Origin of the sequence: Microbacterium sp. zg-B96, from assembly GCF_030246865.1 — a bacterium.
In the GTDB taxonomy this organism is placed as follows: Bacteria; Actinomycetota; Actinomycetes; order Actinomycetales; family Microbacteriaceae; genus Microbacterium.
In genome coordinates, this window is the sequence record NZ_CP126738.1 from 1,541,571 (window position 1) to 1,558,838 (window position 17,268).

General features: G+C 68.9%; 14 protein-coding genes. 8 read left to right on the plus strand and 6 right to left on the minus strand.

What is annotated here, in order from left to right; genetic code table 11:
• Nucleotides 1-12: 12 nt before the first annotated feature.
• Entirely contained in the window at nt 13-2,094 is a 2,082-nt protein-coding gene (locus tag QNO11_RS07105; RefSeq protein WP_502883233.1) for a DNA gyrase/topoisomerase IV subunit B, read from the minus strand.
• A gap of 196 nt (nt 2,095-2,290) precedes the next feature.
• On the opposite strand from QNO11_RS07105, the gene QNO11_RS07110 reads away from it, so the two are divergent.
• Nucleotides 2,291-2,521, plus strand: a complete 231-nt coding sequence (locus QNO11_RS07110; protein ID WP_257509766.1) for a DUF7455 domain-containing protein — start codon at nt 2,291-2,293, stop codon at nt 2,519-2,521.
• Nucleotides 2,522-2,599: 78 nt separating this feature from the next.
• Nucleotides 2,600-3,625 carry a sugar-transfer associated ATP-grasp domain-containing protein gene (locus tag QNO11_RS07115; RefSeq protein WP_257509765.1) on the plus strand — a complete coding sequence of 342 codons (1,026 nt, stop codon included), beginning with the start codon at nt 2,600-2,602 and terminating at the stop codon, nt 3,623-3,625.
• Between the two features lie 271 nt (nt 3,626-3,896).
• Here QNO11_RS07115 and QNO11_RS07120 read toward each other — a convergent pair whose 3' ends face one another.
• The 3 genes from QNO11_RS07120 to QNO11_RS07130 all read right to left on the minus strand — a co-directional run bounded on the left by QNO11_RS07120 (nt 3,897) and on the right by QNO11_RS07130 (nt 7,110).
• Nucleotides 3,897-4,610, minus strand: coding sequence for a coenzyme F420-0:L-glutamate ligase (locus tag QNO11_RS07120; RefSeq protein ID WP_257509764.1), 714 nt, complete (start codon nt 4,608-4,610; stop codon nt 3,897-3,899).
• Nucleotides 4,610-5,974: an RNA polymerase sigma factor gene (locus QNO11_RS07125; RefSeq protein WP_257509763.1), complete on the minus strand. Its 1,365-nt coding sequence runs from the start codon at nt 5,972-5,974 to the stop codon at nt 4,610-4,612. The genes QNO11_RS07120 and QNO11_RS07125 overlap by 1 nt, the downstream gene beginning before the upstream one ends.
• Before the next feature lie 203 nt (nt 5,975-6,177).
• Nucleotides 6,178-7,110, minus strand: a complete 933-nt coding sequence (locus QNO11_RS07130; protein ID WP_257509762.1) for a proteasome assembly chaperone family protein — start codon at nt 7,108-7,110, stop codon at nt 6,178-6,180.
• An 82-nt stretch (nt 7,111-7,192) separates the two neighbouring features.
• Between QNO11_RS07130 and QNO11_RS07135 the strand changes: the two genes are divergently transcribed.
• The 3 genes from QNO11_RS07135 to sucB all read left to right on the plus strand — a co-directional run bounded on the left by QNO11_RS07135 (nt 7,193) and on the right by sucB (nt 11,862).
• Entirely contained in the window at nt 7,193-8,662 is a 1,470-nt protein-coding gene (locus QNO11_RS07135; RefSeq protein ID WP_257509761.1) for a leucyl aminopeptidase, read from the plus strand.
• Nucleotides 8,662-10,032, plus strand: coding sequence for a dihydrolipoyl dehydrogenase (gene lpdA, locus QNO11_RS07140; RefSeq protein WP_257509760.1), 1,371 nt, complete (start codon nt 8,662-8,664; stop codon nt 10,030-10,032). The genes QNO11_RS07135 and lpdA overlap by 1 nt, the downstream gene beginning before the upstream one ends.
• A gap of 78 nt (nt 10,033-10,110) precedes the next feature.
• Nucleotides 10,111-11,862, plus strand: a complete 1,752-nt coding sequence (gene sucB, locus QNO11_RS07145) for a 2-oxoglutarate dehydrogenase, E2 component, dihydrolipoamide succinyltransferase (protein ID WP_257509759.1) — start codon at nt 10,111-10,113, stop codon at nt 11,860-11,862.
• A gap of 12 nt (nt 11,863-11,874) precedes the next feature.
• Here sucB and QNO11_RS07150 read toward each other — a convergent pair whose 3' ends face one another.
• Complete coding sequence (locus QNO11_RS07150; RefSeq protein ID WP_257509758.1) at nt 11,875-13,239, minus strand: hypothetical protein; 1,365 nt, start codon at nt 13,237-13,239, stop codon at nt 11,875-11,877.
• A 119-nt stretch (nt 13,240-13,358) separates the two neighbouring features.
• Here QNO11_RS07150 and QNO11_RS07155 point away from each other — a divergent pair, with 119 nt between their 5' ends.
• Nucleotides 13,359-14,069, plus strand: coding sequence for a DUF4191 domain-containing protein (locus tag QNO11_RS07155; protein WP_257509757.1), 711 nt, complete (start codon nt 13,359-13,361; stop codon nt 14,067-14,069).
• A gap of 223 nt (nt 14,070-14,292) precedes the next feature.
• On the opposite strand, the gene QNO11_RS07160 is transcribed toward QNO11_RS07155, so the two are convergent.
• Nucleotides 14,293-14,715, minus strand: a complete 423-nt coding sequence (locus QNO11_RS07160) for an RDD family protein (protein ID WP_257509756.1) — start codon at nt 14,713-14,715, stop codon at nt 14,293-14,295.
• A 130-nt stretch (nt 14,716-14,845) separates the two neighbouring features.
• Between QNO11_RS07160 and glnA the strand changes: the two genes are divergently transcribed.
• Nucleotides 14,846-16,270, plus strand: a complete 1,425-nt coding sequence (gene glnA / locus QNO11_RS07165) for a type I glutamate--ammonia ligase (protein WP_257509755.1) — start codon at nt 14,846-14,848, stop codon at nt 16,268-16,270.
• 150 nt (nt 16,271-16,420) lie between these two features.
• Nucleotides 16,421-17,137, plus strand: a complete 717-nt coding sequence (locus QNO11_RS07170; RefSeq protein WP_257509754.1) for an NADPH-dependent F420 reductase — start codon at nt 16,421-16,423, stop codon at nt 17,135-17,137.
• Nucleotides 17,138-17,268: the final 131 nt, after the last annotated feature.

The window sequence follows — 17,268 nt, forward strand, 5'->3', positions numbered from 1 at the left end:
GGCGGGGCGGGGTCAGGCGTCGATGCGGTCGCGACCGAGACGGTCGCTGGATTCCACGATGAAGTCGCGGCGCGGGGCGACGTCGCTGCCCATCAGCAGCTCGAACATCGCGTTCGCGGCATCCGCATCCTTCAGGCGCACGCGGCGCAGCGTGCGTCCGGCGCGGTCCATCGTGGTGGTCGCGAGCTGGTCGGCATCCATTTCACCCAGGCCCTTGTACCGCTGCACCGGCTCCTGCCAGCGCTTGCCCGACTTCGTGAGCTTGGCCAGCAGCGTGTGCAGCTCGGCCTCGCTGTAGGTGTAGATCGTCTCGTTGGGCTTGGACCCGGGGTTCATCACGATGACGCGGTGCAGCGGCGGCACGGCGGCGTACACGTGGCCCTCCTCGATGAGCGGGCGCATGTACCGGAAGAACAGGGTCAGCAGCAGTGTGCGGATGTGCGCACCGTCGACGTCGGCGTCGCTCATCAGGATGATCTTGCCGTAGCGCGCGGCGGAGAGGTCGAACGAGCGCCCGGAACCGGCGCCGATCACCTGGATGATCGCGGCGCACTCGGCGTTGGAGAGCATGTCGCTCATCGAGGCCTTCTGCACGTTGAGGATCTTTCCCCGGATCGGCAGCAGCGCCTGGTATTCGCTGTTGCGCGCGTGCTTGGCGGTGCCCAGCGCCGAGTCACCCTCGACGATGAACAGTTCGGATGCCGATACGTCGTTGGTCCTGCAGTCGGCGAGTTTCGCGGGCAGCGACGAGGACTCCAGCGCGTTCTTGCGGCGCTGGGTCTCCTTGTGGGTGCGCGCCGAGATGCGCGCCTTCATCTCGGAAACGACCTTGTCCAGCACGAGCGCGGTCTGGGACTTGTCGTCGCGCTTGGTGGAGGTGAACCGGGCGGTGAGCTCCCGCGTGACCACGTTCGCGACGATCTGGCGGACGGCCGGAGTACCCAGCACCTCCTTGGTCTGCCCCTCGAACTGCGGCTCCGGAAGGCGCACCGTCAGCACGGTGGTGAGCCCGGCGAGGATGTCGTCCTTCTCGATCTTGTCGTTGCCGACCTTCAGCCGGCGGGCGTTCTGGTCGACCTGCGCGCGCAGCACCTTCATGAGGCCCTGCTCGAACCCCTGCTGGTGCGTGCCGCCCTTCGGGGTGGCGATGATGTTGGCGTACGACCGTGTCACGGTTTCGTAGCCGGTCCCCCAGCGCAGCGCGATGTCGACGACGCACTCCCGCTCCACCTCGGTGGGCACCATCGCGCCGCTGGCCTGCAGTACCGGCACCGTCTCAGTGAAGGTGCCCGTGCCGGTGAGTCGCCAGATGTCGGTGATCGCCGCATCGGGGGCGAGGAACTCCGCGTACTCCGAGATGCCGCCGTCGAAACGGTAGCTCGTCTCGATCGGCTCCTCGCCGCGGGCGGTGCCGCGCTCGTCGCGGATGACGATCTCCAGACCCGGCACCAGGAACGCGGTCTGCCGGGCGCGCTGCACCAGCTCGTCCAGGTTGAACGCGGCATCCTTGGTGAACACCTGCCGGTCGGCCCAGTAGCGGATGCGCGTGCCGGTGACGCCCTTGGCCGTCTTGCCGGCGATGCGCAGTTCGCTGGCGCGCTCGAACGGCGTGAACGGGGCGTCGGGGGTGGGACCTGCGAAGTTGCCGGGTTCGCCGCGGTGGAACGACATCGCCCACGTCTTGCCGCCGCGGTCGACCTCGACGTCGAGGCGCTCGGACAGGGCGTTGACGACCGACGCGCCGACACCGTGCAGACCGCCGGATGCCGCGTAGGAGCCGCCGCCGAACTTGCCGCCGGCGTGGAGCTTGGTGAAGACGACCTCGACACCGGAGAGTCCGGTGCGCGGTTCGATGTCGACGGGGATACCGCGGGCGCGGTCGCGCACCTCGACGCTGCCGTCGGCGTGCAGGACGATGTCGATGCGGTTGCCGTGGCCGCCGAGCGCCTCATCGACGGAGTTGTCGATGATCTCCCAGAGGCAGTGCATGAGCCCGCGCGAGTCGGTCGAGCCGATGTACATGCCGGGGCGTTTGCGGACGGCCTCGAGGCCTTCCAGCACCTGGAGATGGTGGGCGGAGTACTCGGAGGTCACAATCCTCAAGCGTATCCGCGGCATCCGACACGACGGTCGTCGACACACGTGAGGAAACCTCACCGACACGCCCGGGGGTGCTGGGGGCGTACGCGTACAGCGAAATGTGATGCGATCGCGGCATACTCGCAACATCCGCGTGGTTGTATGGCATAGACCTGGAACGAGCAGCGACACATCCCGAGGAGGCACCGAGATGAGCATGACATCGACATCGACACCGACCGACCAGACCGCCGTCCTCGACTACCGCCTGACCGCGGCCGACCGGTGTGACTCCTGCGGCGCGCAGGCGTACATCGCCGCCGAGGTCAATGGCAGTGAACTGCTGTTCTGCGCCCACCACGGTCGCAAGTACGAAGAGAAGCTGCGCGCCGTCGCCACCAGCTGGCACGACGAGACCGCACGCCTGATCGAGTCGCTCTGACATCTGGCCGATACGGCCACTTCCGGTGCCCCGCCTAAACTGGCGGGGCACCTTTTTTCCGTCCGGGGAGGACACCACATGGCCTCGCGTGGCCTCGCGCTCCAACACCGTCTTCGCGTGCTGCTGCAGCGCGCCCGCAACATCGACGTCTCGTCGGTGACCGACCGGGCGCGGCGCACGGCGAAGATCCACGGCAAGAGCTATCCGGTGGTGCTCGCCGACATGCTGTGGTCGGCCGCGCGGCACCGCGTCGGCTTCAACGACTACCTGGAGTTCGATTTCGCGATCCTCACCCGCGCCGAGCGTGCCACGTGGGTCACCAGCCCGCTCGCCCTCGAACTGTCCAACCGCTTCGATGACGCGGCCTACGTGCACACCTTCCACCACAAGGTGGAGTTCAACCGCGCGTTCGACCGCTTCCTGGGCCGGGAGTGGCTGGAGCTGACCGAGGGGAACGCCGCAGAACTCGAGGCTTTCGCGTCGCGGCATCCGGTGCTCATCGGCAAGGAGCCGGTGAGCAAGTCCGGTCTCGGGGTGCGCCGCTACTTCGCGTCCGACGTGTCGGACTGGTCCAGCTTCCACGCCGAACTGCTCGCGCGCGGCGAGGTGCTCATCGAGGAGAAGATCGAGCAGCACCCCGATATCGCGGCGACGTGCCCGGGAACGGTCAACACCACGCGGGTGACGACGTTCGTCAAGGATGACGGCACGGTCGAGATCATCAACATGGCTCAGAAGTTCGGTCGCGGCCAGGTCAGTGACCAGGGCACGTTCGGCGGCTTTTACACCGTGCTCGACGAGAACGGCCATGCCCAGGGCAAGGGCTACGACATCCACGGGAACCTTTTCGAGACGCATCCGGAGACCGGATACCGCATCGCCGATTTCCAGCTGCCGATGATGGACCAGGTCCGTGAGCTGATCACCGAGGTCGCGCTCGTCGTGCCGCAGGTGCGCTACGTCGGCTGGGATATCGTGGTCGGCCCGGACGCTCCCCTGCTGGTGGAGGGCAACTGGGGCGCTGGTGTGTTCGAGAACAAGCCCACCGCCACCGGCATCCGTCACGGCCACCTCCCGCGTTACCGCGCCGCGATGGGCTTCTAGCCCGCGAGTGAGTATTCGCGCTGCCGAGTGAGTATTCGTGCTGCCGAGTGAGTATTCGTGCTGCCGAGTGAGTATTCGTGCTGCCGAGTGAGTATTCGTGCTGCCGAGTGAGTACTCGTGCTGCCGAGTGAGTACTCGGATGCCGCGAGATCAGTCCGGACAACGAAATCGCCCCCGCGAGCATGTGCTTACGGGGGCGATTCGGCTTACGGACGAATACTCACTCGACGCAAGCAATACTCACTCGACGCGAGCAATACTCACTCGGCAGTCAGGGTTTGCGGACGATGCCCAGCGGGGTGGACTGGTGGCCCTGACCCAGCGGGTTGTCGCGCAGGATGCGCACGAGCAGCGCCTCGCCGGCCTTGTCGAGGGTGGAACCCAGGACGTTGCCCCCGATGTCGTTGATGTCCACGACAGCGACGTCGGCGGTGCCGCCCAGCATCGTCTTCAGGTGCGCCGCGACCTCGCGCGGACGCTCCGGACCGAGCACGACCGCCTTGTTGAACGGCGGGATCGTACCGCTCGTGGGCCCGTCGATGGCGCGCGCCTTGTCGCCGGCGATGCGGTAGAAGTCGCCCTTGCGCCCGAAGGCCTTCGTGACGGCGGCAACACCGGCGGCGAACAGGATGCGGGGCGTCCCGCACTCGCGCAGCGCCATCTCCATCGTCTCGGGCATGCCCAGGCCAATGCCGTAGGACGTCTTCGTGACGTACTTCGACAGGAACGTCGCGAGCTTGCGCGGCTTGACCGAGTCGATCGGGTACGACCGGCCCTGCGTGATCGCGACGATCTTCTCCGTCACGAACAGCAGGTCGTCGGGGCGCACCACATCGGCGGCGTATTCACGGATGAACGCGTCGAGGTCGTCGCCGGGCAGCACGACGCGGGTACGGATCGGAATCCGCTCGAAGGTGCTGCCGTCCACCGTGACGGTGAGGGCCTTGCCATCGTTCGGAACCGCAGACAGGGGGGCGTCGTTCATCACTCGAGGTAGTCCCGCAGCGACTGCGAACGCGACGGATGCCGCAGCTTCGCCATGGTCTTCGACTCGATCTGACGGATCCGCTCACGGGTCACGCCGAACGTGTCGCCGATCTGGTCGAGCGTCTTGGGCTGACCATCGCCCAGGCCGAAGCGCATGCGGATCACGCCCGCCTCGCGCTCGGAGAGGGAGTCCAGCAGCGACTCGAGCTGACGCTGCAGCATGGTGAAGCCCACGGCGTCGGCCGGGACGACCGCTTCGGTGTCCTCGATCAGGTCGCCGAACTCGCTGTCGCCGTCTTCGCCGAGCGGGGTGTGCAGCGAAATCGGCTCACGGCCGTACTTCTGCACCTCGATGACCTTCTCAGGGGTCATGTCCAGCTCGCGGCTGAGCTCCTCGGGCGTGGGTTCACGGCCCAGGTCCTGCAGCATCTGCCGCTGCACGCGGGCGAGCTTGTTGATGACCTCAACCATGTGCACGGGGATACGGATCGTGCGGGCCTGGTCGGCCATGGCACGGGTGATCGCCTGGCGGATCCACCACGTGGCATACGTGGAGAACTTGAAGCCCTTGGTGTAGTCGAACTTCTCGACGGCGCGGATCAGGCCGAGGTTGCCCTCCTGGATGAGATCCAGGAACTGCATGCCGCGACCGGTGTAGCGCTTGGCGAGCGAGACGACCAGACGCAGGTTCGCGCCCAGAAGGTGGCTCTTGGCACGCTGACCGTCACGGGCAACCCACTGCAGGTCAAGGCCCAGCTGCGACGACTTCTCGGCGGCCGACATGTGCGACAGCTTCTCTTCGGCGAACAGGCCCGCCTCGATGCGCATCGCCAGCTCGACCTCTTCGGCCGCGTTCAGCAGCGGCACCTTGCCGATCTGCTTCAGGTAGTCCTTGACCGGGTCGGCGGTGGCGCCGGTGATCTGCGTCGAGTAGACGGGAACATCGTCCTCGTCGTTGGACGAGATGACGATGGCGCCTGTCGGCAGCGGCTCAGTGAACGCCGGCTTCTTCTCGTCTTCGTCGTCGTCATCATCGGATGCCGCGTCGTCACCGGGCTTGGCCTTGGTGCGTGCCGGCGTGGCGACGGTGTCGTCGTCGGTCGCGTCGACTTCGAGATCGACCTCAACCTCTTCGAGTTCTTCCTCGTCGACCTCGTCGTCCGCGGCCTTGGCCTTGGTGGCCTTCTTCGCGGGTGCCTTGGCGGGCGCCTTCGCAGGTGCCTTCGCGGCGGCCGGCTTCTTGGCGGCGGGCGCGCGCTTGGCGGGCGCCTTCTTGGCCGGAGACGCCGTCGTCTCTTCGATCTCGGCTTCAGCGGCCGCGTTCGCCGGGGAGCGCGGGGTGGTCTTCGTGCCTGACGTCACGGTTCGCCTTTCACCGACGAACGATCGTCGGTTGGTTCTCGGACACTAGTAAGACCCTTGTCAAGTCCGTAGGGTTCCGCGGGCGGAGCCACGACCGGTCGACAACGGGTCAGGTCCTTCATTGTCTCATACGTTGCACGGACACCCGCACCGGGGCCGTACCGCACATACAACGTCGAGCGCAAGGAGCAAATTCCCGCGGTTCAGGCCAGGCCGCCGCCGCGTTTGTCGTCCTCGTTGCGCGGGCGGCTGGCCAGGAACCGCTCCAGCTCGGCGGCCAGCTCGTCGGCGCTGGGCAGATCTCCGGTGTGGATGATCGGCTGGCCGAGGTTGGAACCGGCCATGTAGGCGTCGTACCGCTCTTCCAGGCCCTGCAGCATGCGGGTGAGCTCGTCGCTGCCGGCGACCTGCTCGGTCACCTTCTCCACGAACTCGCGGTTGTCCTCGCGCAGCTCGTCGCCGTCGAAGACCAGACCGGTCGCGACGGTGAGGCTGTCCAGCGCCGCGAGCGCGGCGGCCGGGTACTCGGTGTCGGCCAGGTAGTGCGGCACCAGCAGCACGAACCCGGACACGCGTGCGCCGGACTGCGCGAAGCGGTACTCCAGCAGGTGGCCGACCGTCGCCGGCACCTGGGTGTGCGGCTGCCACACCGAGTGGGCCTCGGTGAGCTCCGCGCGCGTGCCGCTGACGGTGGTGCCCAGCGGCCGGGTGTGCGGCACCGGCATCGGGATCGAATGCACCCAGGTCACCGTCGAGACATCCAGGCCTTCGGCCAGTCCCAGCACGGTCTCCGAGAAGGCATCCCAGGCGAAGTCGGGCTCGTACCCGGCCAGCAGCACGAACGGCTGACCCACCGCGTCGTGCGCGAGCGAGAGTTCGAGGCGCTGCGGCCGGTAGTCGGTGAGGTGGTCGGCCTGGAAAGCCACGATGGGGCGGCGGGCGCGGTAGTCCAGCAGGGCGTCGTTGGAGAACGAGATCACCGGCGCCGGCTCGAGGTCGGTGCGGAAGTGCTCGATCACACGGGCCACGGCGCCACCGGCATCCGTGAACCCGGTCAGGGCGATGACCAGGGGCAACCCGGCGGGCACGGGCGGCGCGGACGCGACGCGCTCGTAGAGGGGTCCGGCAAAGGGCATGCACCAACTTTACGAGTCGGTTCGCACCCCTCGGCCTTCTCGCCTCCCGCTGACAGCGAACACGCAATCCTAGGATGGGGGAATGCCGTATCCCGAGCTTGCGCACAGCACCCGTCCGTTGACCGAGGCGCAGGCAGATGCCCTCGTCCTCGCCATCCCCCCGCTTGATGCGGCCGCCGATGCGTTGGACGCATGGCCTGGCCTGGCATCCGCGCTGACCGCCCTCGCCTTCACCGGCAAGCCGGGCACGCAGCAGCGGGTGTTCCTCCCCGAGATCTCCGACGTTCCGGTGATCGTCGTCGGCACCGGCGCAGACCCGGATGCCGCCGCGGTGCGCGACGCCGTCGGCGCGGTGGTGCGCACGGCGACCGGGTTCGCCACCCTCGCCGTCGCGGTGCCGCTGGCCCCGCAGCTGTGGCGGGCCGCCGCGGAAGGCGCGGTGCTGGGCGGCTACAGCTTCGACAGCTACAAGACCGACTCCGGCAGCGCACGTGCCGGCCGCGTCGTGCTGCACACCTCGGAGGACGTGACCGAGGCGGAGCTTGCCGCCGTCACCGCCATCGGCGATGCCGCAGCCCTCGTCAAGGATCTCGTGAACACCCCGGCGGAGTGGCAGTCCCCCGCCGACTTGGCTGCCAGCGCCGAGGCGGCCGTGACCGAGCTTCCGATCACCGTGACCGTGCTGGACGAGGTGCAGATGGCGGAGCAGGGCTTCGGTGGCATCCTCGGCGTCGGCAAGGGCTCCGACCGGCCGCCGCGCTTCGTGCGCCTGGACTACGCCCCCGCCGGCGCCGACCGTCACATCGCCCTCGTCGGCAAGGGCATCACTTTCGACACCGGCGGGCTCTCGCTCAAGCCCGCCACCAGCATGGTCGGCATGAAGTACGACATGTGCGGCGCCGCGGTCGCGCTGGCCGTCGTGCGTGCCGCTGCCGTGCTGCAGCTGCCGGTGCGGGTGTCGGGGTGGCTGTGCATCGCCGACAACATGCCCTCCGGCCGCGCGACACGCCCGGGCGACGTGCTGCGGATGCTCGACGGGACGACCGTCGAGGTGCTCAACACCGACGCCGAAGGCCGCCTGGTCATGGCCGACGGACTCGTCGCCGCAAGCCGGGAGCGTCCCGACGTACTCGTGGACATCGCCACCCTCACCGGGGCGATCATCGTCGCACTCGGCACCCGGCACACCGGCGTGATGGGTGAGGACGCCGCAGTGCAGGCGTTCCTCGCCGCCGCCGACCGTGCCGGTGAGCCGGCGTGGAGCCTACCCCTGCCGGAGCACATGAAGGAGGAGCTGGACTCCCCCATCGCCGACCTGCAGAACTCGAAGATCGGCGATTCCGCCGGCGGTTCGATGTTCGCGGCGCTGTTCCTGCAGCACTTCATCGGTCCGGTGTCCGACGAGCCCGACGCCGAGCCCATCCCGTGGGTGCACCTGGACATCGCCGGGTCCGGCTGGAACACGGGGTCCGGCTTCGGTGCGACCGACAAGGGACCCACCGGGGCGGCGGTGCGCAGCCTGATCGAGTTCGTCGCGGCAGGAGGTCGCTGATGGCCGAACACACCTCGGATGTCGTCATCCTCGGCGGTGGCAGCGGCGGGTACGCCGCCGCGCTGCGGGCGGCGGAGCTGGGCAAGAGTGTCGTGCTGATCGAGAAGGACAAGCTCGGCGGCACGTGTCTGCACCGGGGCTGCGTCCCCACGAAGGCCCTGCTGCACGCCGGCGAGGTCGCCGACTCCGCCCGGCACGCCGCGTCCGTCGGCGTGGTCGCGACGCTGGAGGGCGTCGACATCGACCGGGTGCGCGAGTACCGCGAGACGATCGTGGCGAAGAAGTTCAAGGGCCTGGAAGGTCTCATCGCGACGCGCGGCATCGCCGTCGTCTCCGGCACGGGGCGACTGACCGCGGACCGCGCCGTGCAGGTGGGCGACGACCTCTACCGCGGCGGCGACGTCGTGCTGGCCACCGGCTCGTACAGTCGCACGCTGCCGGGGCTGGAGATCGGCGGCCGCGTCCTCACCAGTGAGCAGGCGCTCGAGCTCGGCGAGATCCCGGGCCGCGTGGTGATCCTCGGCGGCGGCGTCATCGGCGTCGAGTTCGCGAGCGTGTGGCGTTCGTTCGGTGCCGAGGTGACCATCGTCGAGGCGCTGGACCATCTCGTCCCCACCGAGGACATCGCCCTCAGCAAGACGCTGGAGCGGGCGTTCCGTAAGCGGGGCATCGCCTCTCGACTCGGCGTACGGTTCTCCGGCGCGACCCAGAGTGCGGATGCCGTGACGGTGCGGCTCGAGGACGGCACCGAGATCGAGGCCGACTACCTGCTCGTGGCTGTGGGTCGCGGTCCGGTCACCGAGGGCCTCGGGTTCGAGGATGCCGGCGTCACGCTGGATCGTGGCTTCGTGATGGTCGACGAGCAGCTGCGCACCGGCGTGGCGGGCCTATGGGCCGTCGGCGACATCGTGCCGGGCCTGCAGCTGGCCCACCGCGGCTTCCAGCAGGGCATCGCGGTGGCCGAGCGCATCGCCGGCCTCTCCCCCGCCGTCGTCCCCGACACGCAGGTCCCCCGGGTCACGTACAGCAGCCCCGAGGTGGCATCCGTGGGCCTGAGTGAAGCGGCCGCGCGTGAACTGCACGGCGACGCGGTGGTGGCCTACGAGTACAACCTCGCCGGCAACGCCCGCAGTGAGATCCTGGGCACCGCCGGCATCGTGAAGGTGGTGCGACTCTCCGATGGGCCCATCCTCGGAGTACACCTGGCAGGAGACCGTGTCGGCGAGCTGATCACCGAGGGCCAGCTGGCCGTCGGATGGGAGGCCCACCCCGAGGACATCGCACCCTTCGTGCATGCCCACCCCACCCAGAGTGAAGCGCTCGGCGAGGCATTCCTGGCCCTCGCCGGAAAGCCGCTGCACGCGCGCTGACATACCCGGCCGCCGGGGCAACTAAGCTGGACGAGAATTCGCCATCAATGAATTCGTCATCATAAGGAGACAACGCCCATGAGCACTTCCGTGGTCCTCCCCGCGCTCGGTGAGAGCGTCACCGAGGGAACGGTCACCCGCTGGCTCAAGCAGGTCGGGGACACGGTCGAGGCGGACGAGGGTCTGCTGGAGATCTCGACTGACAAGGTCGACACCGAGATCCCCTCCCCCGTCAGCGGCGTGATCGAGGAAATACTCGTCCAGGAGGACGAGGTCGTCGAGGTCGGCGCGGTACTCGCGAAGATCGGCGACGGCTCTGGTGCCGCCGCCCCCGCTGACCAGGCCCCCGCGGCTGAGACGCCCGCCCAGACCGAGGCGCCCGCCGAGGCACCGGCCCCCGCTGAGGCTCCGGCCCCGGCTCAGGCAGAAGCGCCGGCTCCGGCCGAGCAGCCTGCCGCCGCGCCGGCGATCTCATCGGATGCCAAGGACGTGCTGCTGCCCGAACTCGGTGAGAGCGTCACCGAGGGCACCGTGACCCGCTGGCTCAAGCAGATCGGTGACGACGTCGCCGTGGACGAGCCCCTGCTGGAGATCTCGACCGACAAGGTCGACACCGAGATCCCGGCTCCGTTCGCCGGCACGCTGGTGGAGATCCTGGTCAAGGAGGACGAGACGGTTCAGGTCGGCGCTGCGCTGGCCCGCATCGGCTCGGGTGCTCCTGCCGCTGAGGCTCCTGCTGCTCCTGCCGAGGCTCCTGCTGCTCCTGCCGAGGCATCCGCTGCTCCTGCCCCGTCCGCCGAGGCGCCCGCCGCCCCGGCCCCGGACGCAGCCCCGGCTCCCGCCGCTGCACCGGCTCCGGCCGCTGCTCCGGCTCCCGCTGCCGCTCCGGCTCCGTCGCTGTCGCTTGCCGCGGACGACGACTCGCTCACCTACGTCACGCCCCTCGTGCGGCGCCTCGCTCAGCAGCAGGGCGTCGACCTCGCGAAGGTCAAGGGCACCGGCGTGGGCGGTCGCATCCGCAAGGAAGACGTGCTCGCGGCAGCCGCTCCCGCTCCCGCCGCCGAGGCTCCGGCTCCTGCGGCAGCCCCAGCTGCTCCGGCGCTCGAGGTCTCGCCGTTGCGCGGCACGACCCAGCCGATGTCGCGCCTGCGCAAGGTGCTCGCCGAGCGTGCGGTCGCCTCGATGCAGCAGACCGCTCAGCTGACCACCGTCGTGGAGGTCGACGTCACGAAGCTCGCGACGTTCCGCGACCAGGTCAAGGGCACGTTCCAGGAGAAGACCGGCGACAAGCTGTCGTTCCTGCCGTTCTTCGCCCTGGCCGCCGCTGAGGCGCTCAAGGCGTTCCCGGTGATCAACTCGACCGTGGACGGCGACAAGATCGTCTACCCCGCGACCGAGAACCTCTCGATCGCCGTCGACACCGAGCGTGGCCTGCTCACGCCGGTGCTGCGCGACGCCGCGGACAAGAACCTCGCTCAGATCGCCCACGAGATCGCCGATCTCGCCGCTCGTACGCGCAACAACAAGCTCAAGCCCGACGAGCTGGCCGGCGGTACCTTCACGCTGACCAACACCGGGTCGCGCGGCGCGCTGTTCGACACCCCCGTGGTGTTCCTGCCGCAGACGGCCATCCTCGGTACCGGCACCGTCGTCAAGCGTCCGGGCATCGTCTCGGTCGACGGTAAGGATGCCATCTCGGTGCGCTCCTACGTCTACCTCGCACTGTCGTACGACCACCGTGTCATCGACGGCGCGGACGCGGCTCGCTTCCTCGGTGCGGTGAAGTCGCGCCTGGAGACGGCGGACTTCGAGGGCTCGCTCGGAATCTGAATCTGAATCCACTCATGGCTGATCCGCGACGTCGTAGGCGTCGCGGATCAGCCATTTCTGGTCGGTCTCGACAGTGACCAGCAGCCGGTCCGGCGCACTCCCCGCCGCTGTGGCCGACACGCGCAGCACGGCGACTCCCCCGTAGTCATCCACAAGCACGATCTGGCGCTCGCCTGCCGGGAGGCCCAGCACGCCGTCGATCACCGGCCGGCCGGGCATCTCGCGCAGCGCGTCCCGACATCCCTCGTCTGTGCAGGCGGATGCCGCGCTCAGCAGCCCATCGGCGATCGCCACGGGGTCGGTGGCTGCTGCCGGATCCGGCGCGGGCGCGGCCGCAGGCCCGTCCGGCGCTGGCGTCGCTTCCGCCGTCGCTGCGGTGGACGGCGTGGCGGCAGGCGGCGGCGCCGAGGACCCGGCCGATGACGGTTCGTCCGCAGGCCACAGCAGCCCCGCGCCCAGTACGACCGCCGCCACCGCTGCGCCGGTCAGCAGCGGCGCACGCCGCCGCACGCGCACGGTAGGCGGCTTCGGATCGCTGGCCTCCTTCAGCGTCCGCGGCGAGGCTTTCGTGACCCGCGCCGCTCGACGCTCGGCCCGTCGCGCGCGGCGCGCCGCCCACCGCTCCCGCAGGTCCTCACGCGCGCCCAGCACCCGATCGGCCACCTCGGTGTCGACGTGCCGCTCGATGGTGGCACGCAGCGCCGATCGCGGCGCGGGCGTCTCGGCGCGCAGCGCGGTGGCCACCGACCGGGCGCGGGCGGGCGCCAGCACCGTCGTGATGAGCGGGGTGGGCGCTGCGGCGGCGAACAGCGCGTCCTCCGCCTCCGCGAGGTCGGCACGAGGGTCGGCGACCGCGTCGAGTGCTGCTGCCAGGGCAGTGGCCAGCTCACCGCGTGCGTGTTCTCGCAACAGGGCCAGGATGCCGCGCGCGGCATCCACCGCCGACGCATCGCCGCCCAGCGCCAGCACCGGGCGCCCCTCCTCGGTGAGCCACCAGTGTCCACACGGCGCGTCGCCGGCTTCCGCGGTACCGCGCAGCACGCTCACCGCGACGGTGACGCACTCGCCCGCAGCCAATTCCGCTCCGGCCTCGGCCCGCGATCGCAGCAGGTCGTCCAGGCGCTGTTGGCACAGCGCAAACACCGCCTCCTGCCCGCCGGCGGTGCGCACGATGTCGACCGGAGTCAGCAGGTGGCCGTCGGCTGCGGCGCACCACACGGCGGTCTCCTGTAACAAGGTCACGTCCACGTGCAGGGTGGCGCGCCCGTCGTCTTCGCGCACGATCGCACCCGGCCACGGCGTGCCGTCGCTCACGACGCGCACCACCGTTCCGCTACCGGCCGGCGGCGCGGCGGCGGCGTGTGCGGGGGTGCTCATCCGACGAGTCTGCGCGGCACCGGCCGAACCCGGGAAGGCGGGATGCGGCATCCGGGGATACGCTCCGAGAACTGCACACTGTGCAGGAGTCAGGGCGCGCTCAAAGGTAGGCTGGGGGTATGGCAGCACGCACGCCCGCACCCGAGAAGCGTCCGGGCTTCTTCTCCCAGCTCCGCTCCCTCTTCGTCTTCACGAAGCAGGCCTACCCGTGGCTGGCGTGGGTGCTCATCGGGATCATCATCCTCGGCATCGCGGCGGGTATCGGAATCGGATTCCTCGTCCCGCCGGTCGCCGTGTGGAGCGTCATCCTCTGGGGCATCAGCGGCCTCATGGCCGGCCTCCTCGGCGCGATGATCACCATGACGCGGCTGTCCACGCGCGCCATGTACCGCAAGATCGACGGCATGCCCGGCGCTGCCGGCCACATCCTCTCGTCGGGTCTCGGGCGCAACTGGCAGGCGAACGAGATGCCGGTGGGGGTCAACCCCAAGACGCAGGACGCGGTGTACCGGGTGATCGGGCGCGGCGGTGTCGTCATCATCGGCGAAGGCGCACGCGGTCGGCTCACGCGGCTCGTCGCCGACGAACGCGCCAAAGTGCAGCGTGTCGCCTCGGGCGTGCCCGTCACCGTGCTCTACATCGGCCACGGCGCGGATGAGGTCCACATCTCCAAGCTGGCATCCACCATCAAGAAGCTGCCCAAGAAGATCGATCGCCCCACGATGGCCGCCGTCATCAAGCGCGTCGACTCCGTGTCGAAGTCGGTGACCTCGCTGCCGATCCCCAAGGGCATCGACCCGACCAAGGCACGCGCACCGCGCCCTCGCTGACGAGTCGGGCTGGGCCGCTACGCGGGACCGGGCGCGGCTGGGTCGTCACGAATTGCCCTGTCGCGTGGCCGCAGGGGTGCGGATGCGACGACCGAACGCGACCGGCGGGAGCTGGGTCGTCACAAAAGGACCCTCGGGCGTGCCGAGGGGTGCGGATGCGACGACCGAACGACCGGCGCTAGGGACCAGGCTGGGTCGACACGATGCGGCGCGGCCGTCCGCGCTACGCGCGAACCAGCACGGTGCCGGCGACCTTGTCGTGCAGACCGCGCTGGTCGGCATCCCAGATCGCGGCCGGGATCACGACGATCAGCAGCAGCGTGCGCACGATCGGCCGCCACAGTCCCGGCCAGCCGCCGGTGACCAGGTTGACCCGCATGCCGAGCAGGCGGTGGCCAGGGCTGCCGCCGATGGTCGGGATGAACAGTACCTGCACGATCGCGAAGATCGACAGGATCAGCAGCGAATCCGCCGCGTAGTCGCCCGTGGTCACCACCGTGATGGCGACGGCGATGACGTACGCGCTGATCCAGTCGATGAACAGCGCTCCCACACGGCGCCCGAGGCGGGCGATGCTGCCGGAGCCGGTGGCAGGAAAGCCCAGTCGCTCCCCGGGGTAGGCGTTGTCGATCGGGGTTTCGGGCACATCCCAAGCCTAACGGCCTCGCGTAACACGCCCGAAACGTCGGGGATACTGCGGAGCAACTCCCTCCGACTAAGTTCGTAAGTGCCCGTCCCGACGGGTCCCGACACCAAGCCCCACCTTTGGAGAACGCATGTTCCGTGATTCATCCGAGGTGCTGAAGTTCATCAAGGACGAGGACGTCAAGTTCCTCGACATCCGTTTCACGGACCTCCCGGGTGTGCAGCAGCACTTCAACATCCCTGCCTCCACGGTCGACGAAGAGTTCTTCACCGTCGGTCAGCTCTTCGACGGCTCGTCGATCCGCGGCTTCGCGAACATCCACGAGTCCGACATGCAGCTGATCCCGGACGTGTCGACGGCATACCTCGACCCGTTCCGCGAAGCGAAGACGCTGATCATGATCTTCGACATCTACAACCCGCGTAACGGCGAGATCTACGCCAAGGACCCGCGCCAGGTCGCCAAGAAGGCTGAGAAGTACCTCGCCTCCACCGGCATCGCCGACACCGCGTTCTTCGCCCCCGAGGCCGAGTTCTACATCTTCGACGACGTGCGCTACGAAGTGAAGCAGAACACGAGCTTTTACCACGTCGACTCCGAAGAGGGCGCCTGGAACACCGGCCGTGCCGAGGAGGGTGGCAACCTCGCCAACAAGACCCCCTACAAGGGTGGCTACTTCCCCGTCAGCCCCGTCGACAAGCAGGCCGACCTGCGCGACGACATCAGCCTGCGGCTCATCGACGCCGGGCTGATCCTGGAGCGCGCGCACCACGAGGTGGGCACCGGCGGCCAGGCCGAGATCAACTACCGCTTCGACACCATGGTGCACGCGGCTGACGACATCCTGAAGTTCAAGTACATCGTCAAGAACACCGCGCTGGAGTGGGGCAAGGTCGCGACCTTCATGCCCAAGCCGCTGTTCGGCGACAACGGCTCGGGCATGCACACCCACCAGTCGCTGTGGCTCGAAGGTAAGCCGCTCTTCTACGACGAGAAGGGCTACGCGCAGCTGTCCGACCTCGCGCGCTGGTACATCGGCGGCATCCTGGCCCACGCGCCGGCGCTGCTGGCGTTCACCAACCCGACGCTGAACTCCTACCGTCGTCTGGTGAAGGGCTACGAAGCCCCGGTCAACCTGGTGTACTCGGCCGGTAACCGCTCCGCTGCCATCCGCATCCCGATCACCGGGTCCAACCCCAAGGCCAAGCGTGTGGAGTTCCGCGCGCCGGATGCCTCGGGCAACCCCTACCTCGCCTTCGCGGCGCAGCTGATGGCCGGTCTGGATGGCATCCAGAACCGCATCGAGCCGCACGAGCCGGTGGACAAGGACCTCTACGAGCTGCCGCCCGAGGAGGCCAAGAACATCCCGCAGGTGCCGAACTCGCTGCTGGACTCGCTGGAGGCATTGCGTGCCGACCACGACTTCCTCACGCGCGGCAACGTGTTCACGCCCGAGCTGATCGAGACGTGGATCGAGTACAAGATCGAGAACGAGATCAAGCCGCTCGCCGCGCGCCCGCACCCGTTCGAGTACGAGCTGTACTTCGGGGTCTGACCGGCGCTGACGCCACGACCGAGCCCCGGCTCTCCCGGCTTCTCCGATGAGGAGCCGGTGAGAACCGGGGCTCCGTCGCGTAAACTGGCGGGTTCTGCCGGTCGCGCCCTCCTTCGCGGTGCGACCTCGCCCGACTGAGACGAGACCACCATGAACACCCTCGGAATTATCGGCAGCGGAAGTATCGGCGGAGCGATCGCGCGGCTCGCCGTCGGCGCAGGGATTCCCATCGTGATCGCCAACTCCCGTGGACCGGAGAGCCTCGCTGACCTGGTTCGCGATCTCGGTGACCTGGCCACCGCCGGCACCGTGGAAGAAGCCGCCGCGGCCGGCGACGTCGTCGTGCTCTCCGTCCCGCTCAGTGCCGTCAGCGACGTGCCACCGAGTCTCTTCGACGGAAAAGTGGTGCTCGATACCAGCAACTACTACCCCCACCGCGACAGTCGTATCGTCGAGCTGGACTCCCATGCCGTGACGACCAGCGAACGGGTGCAGCAGCACTTCGCCGGCGCGCACGTGGTGAAGGCGTTCTCCAACATCCTCGCCCACCACATCCCGCTGCTGGCCCGCCCTGCGGGCGCGACGGACCGATCCGCGCTGCCGATCGCCGGAGACGACGACGAGGCGAAGCAGACGGCCGCAGAGTTGATCCATCGGCTGGGCTTCGACACCGTCGACGCGGGTGCCCACCGCGACAGCTGGCGCTTCGAACCCGAAGCGCTCGCATACACCCGCCTCTACCTGGCCGACCCGACCGTCCCCGCGGAGAGCATGCTGTCCGCCCCCGCCGCGCCCGTGGGCACCGACCGCGTCGTACAGGCCCTGCGCGATGCGCAGCGAGTGAGCGTGGCCGACCGCCAGTTCTAGCAGGTGGCGGTCAGCCCGCAGTAGCCCAGGTGGCAGTTCGTGCCGCTCGCACGCGGGTGAAGCGACCACAACTGCCACCTGAAGCGGATGCCTGATGGTTCAGGTGGCAGTGCGTGCCGCTCGGACGCGGG

Bases quoted from the DNA above. Each gene is read 5' to 3' on its own strand.
- lpdA (WP_257509760.1), top strand. From the start codon at position 8,662: ATGGCCGAACACACCTCGGATGTCGTCATCCTCGGCGGTGGCAGCGGC.
- QNO11_RS07115 (WP_257509765.1), top strand. From the start codon at position 2,600: ATGGCCTCGCGTGGCCTCGCGCTCCAACACCGTCTTCGCGTGCTGCTG.
- QNO11_RS07110 (WP_257509766.1), top strand. From the start codon at position 2,291: ATGAGCATGACATCGACATCGACACCGACCGACCAGACCGCCGTCCTC.
- QNO11_RS07155 (WP_257509757.1), top strand. From the start codon at position 13,359: ATGGCAGCACGCACGCCCGCACCCGAGAAGCGTCCGGGCTTCTTCTCC.
- QNO11_RS07170 (WP_257509754.1), top strand. From the start codon at position 16,421: ATGAACACCCTCGGAATTATCGGCAGCGGAAGTATCGGCGGAGCGATC.
- QNO11_RS07150 (WP_257509758.1), bottom strand. From the start codon at position 13,239: ATGAGCACCCCCGCACACGCCGCCGCCGCGCCGCCGGCCGGTAGCGGA.
- QNO11_RS07130 (WP_257509762.1), bottom strand. From the start codon at position 7,110: ATGCCCTTTGCCGGACCCCTCTACGAGCGCGTCGCGTCCGCGCCGCCC.
- sucB (WP_257509759.1), top strand. From the start codon at position 10,111: ATGAGCACTTCCGTGGTCCTCCCCGCGCTCGGTGAGAGCGTCACCGAG.
- QNO11_RS07135 (WP_257509761.1), top strand. From the start codon at position 7,193: ATGCCGTATCCCGAGCTTGCGCACAGCACCCGTCCGTTGACCGAGGCG.
- QNO11_RS07120 (WP_257509764.1), bottom strand. From the start codon at position 4,610: ATGAACGACGCCCCCCTGTCTGCGGTTCCGAACGATGGCAAGGCCCTC.
- glnA (WP_257509755.1), top strand. From the start codon at position 14,846: ATGTTCCGTGATTCATCCGAGGTGCTGAAGTTCATCAAGGACGAGGAC.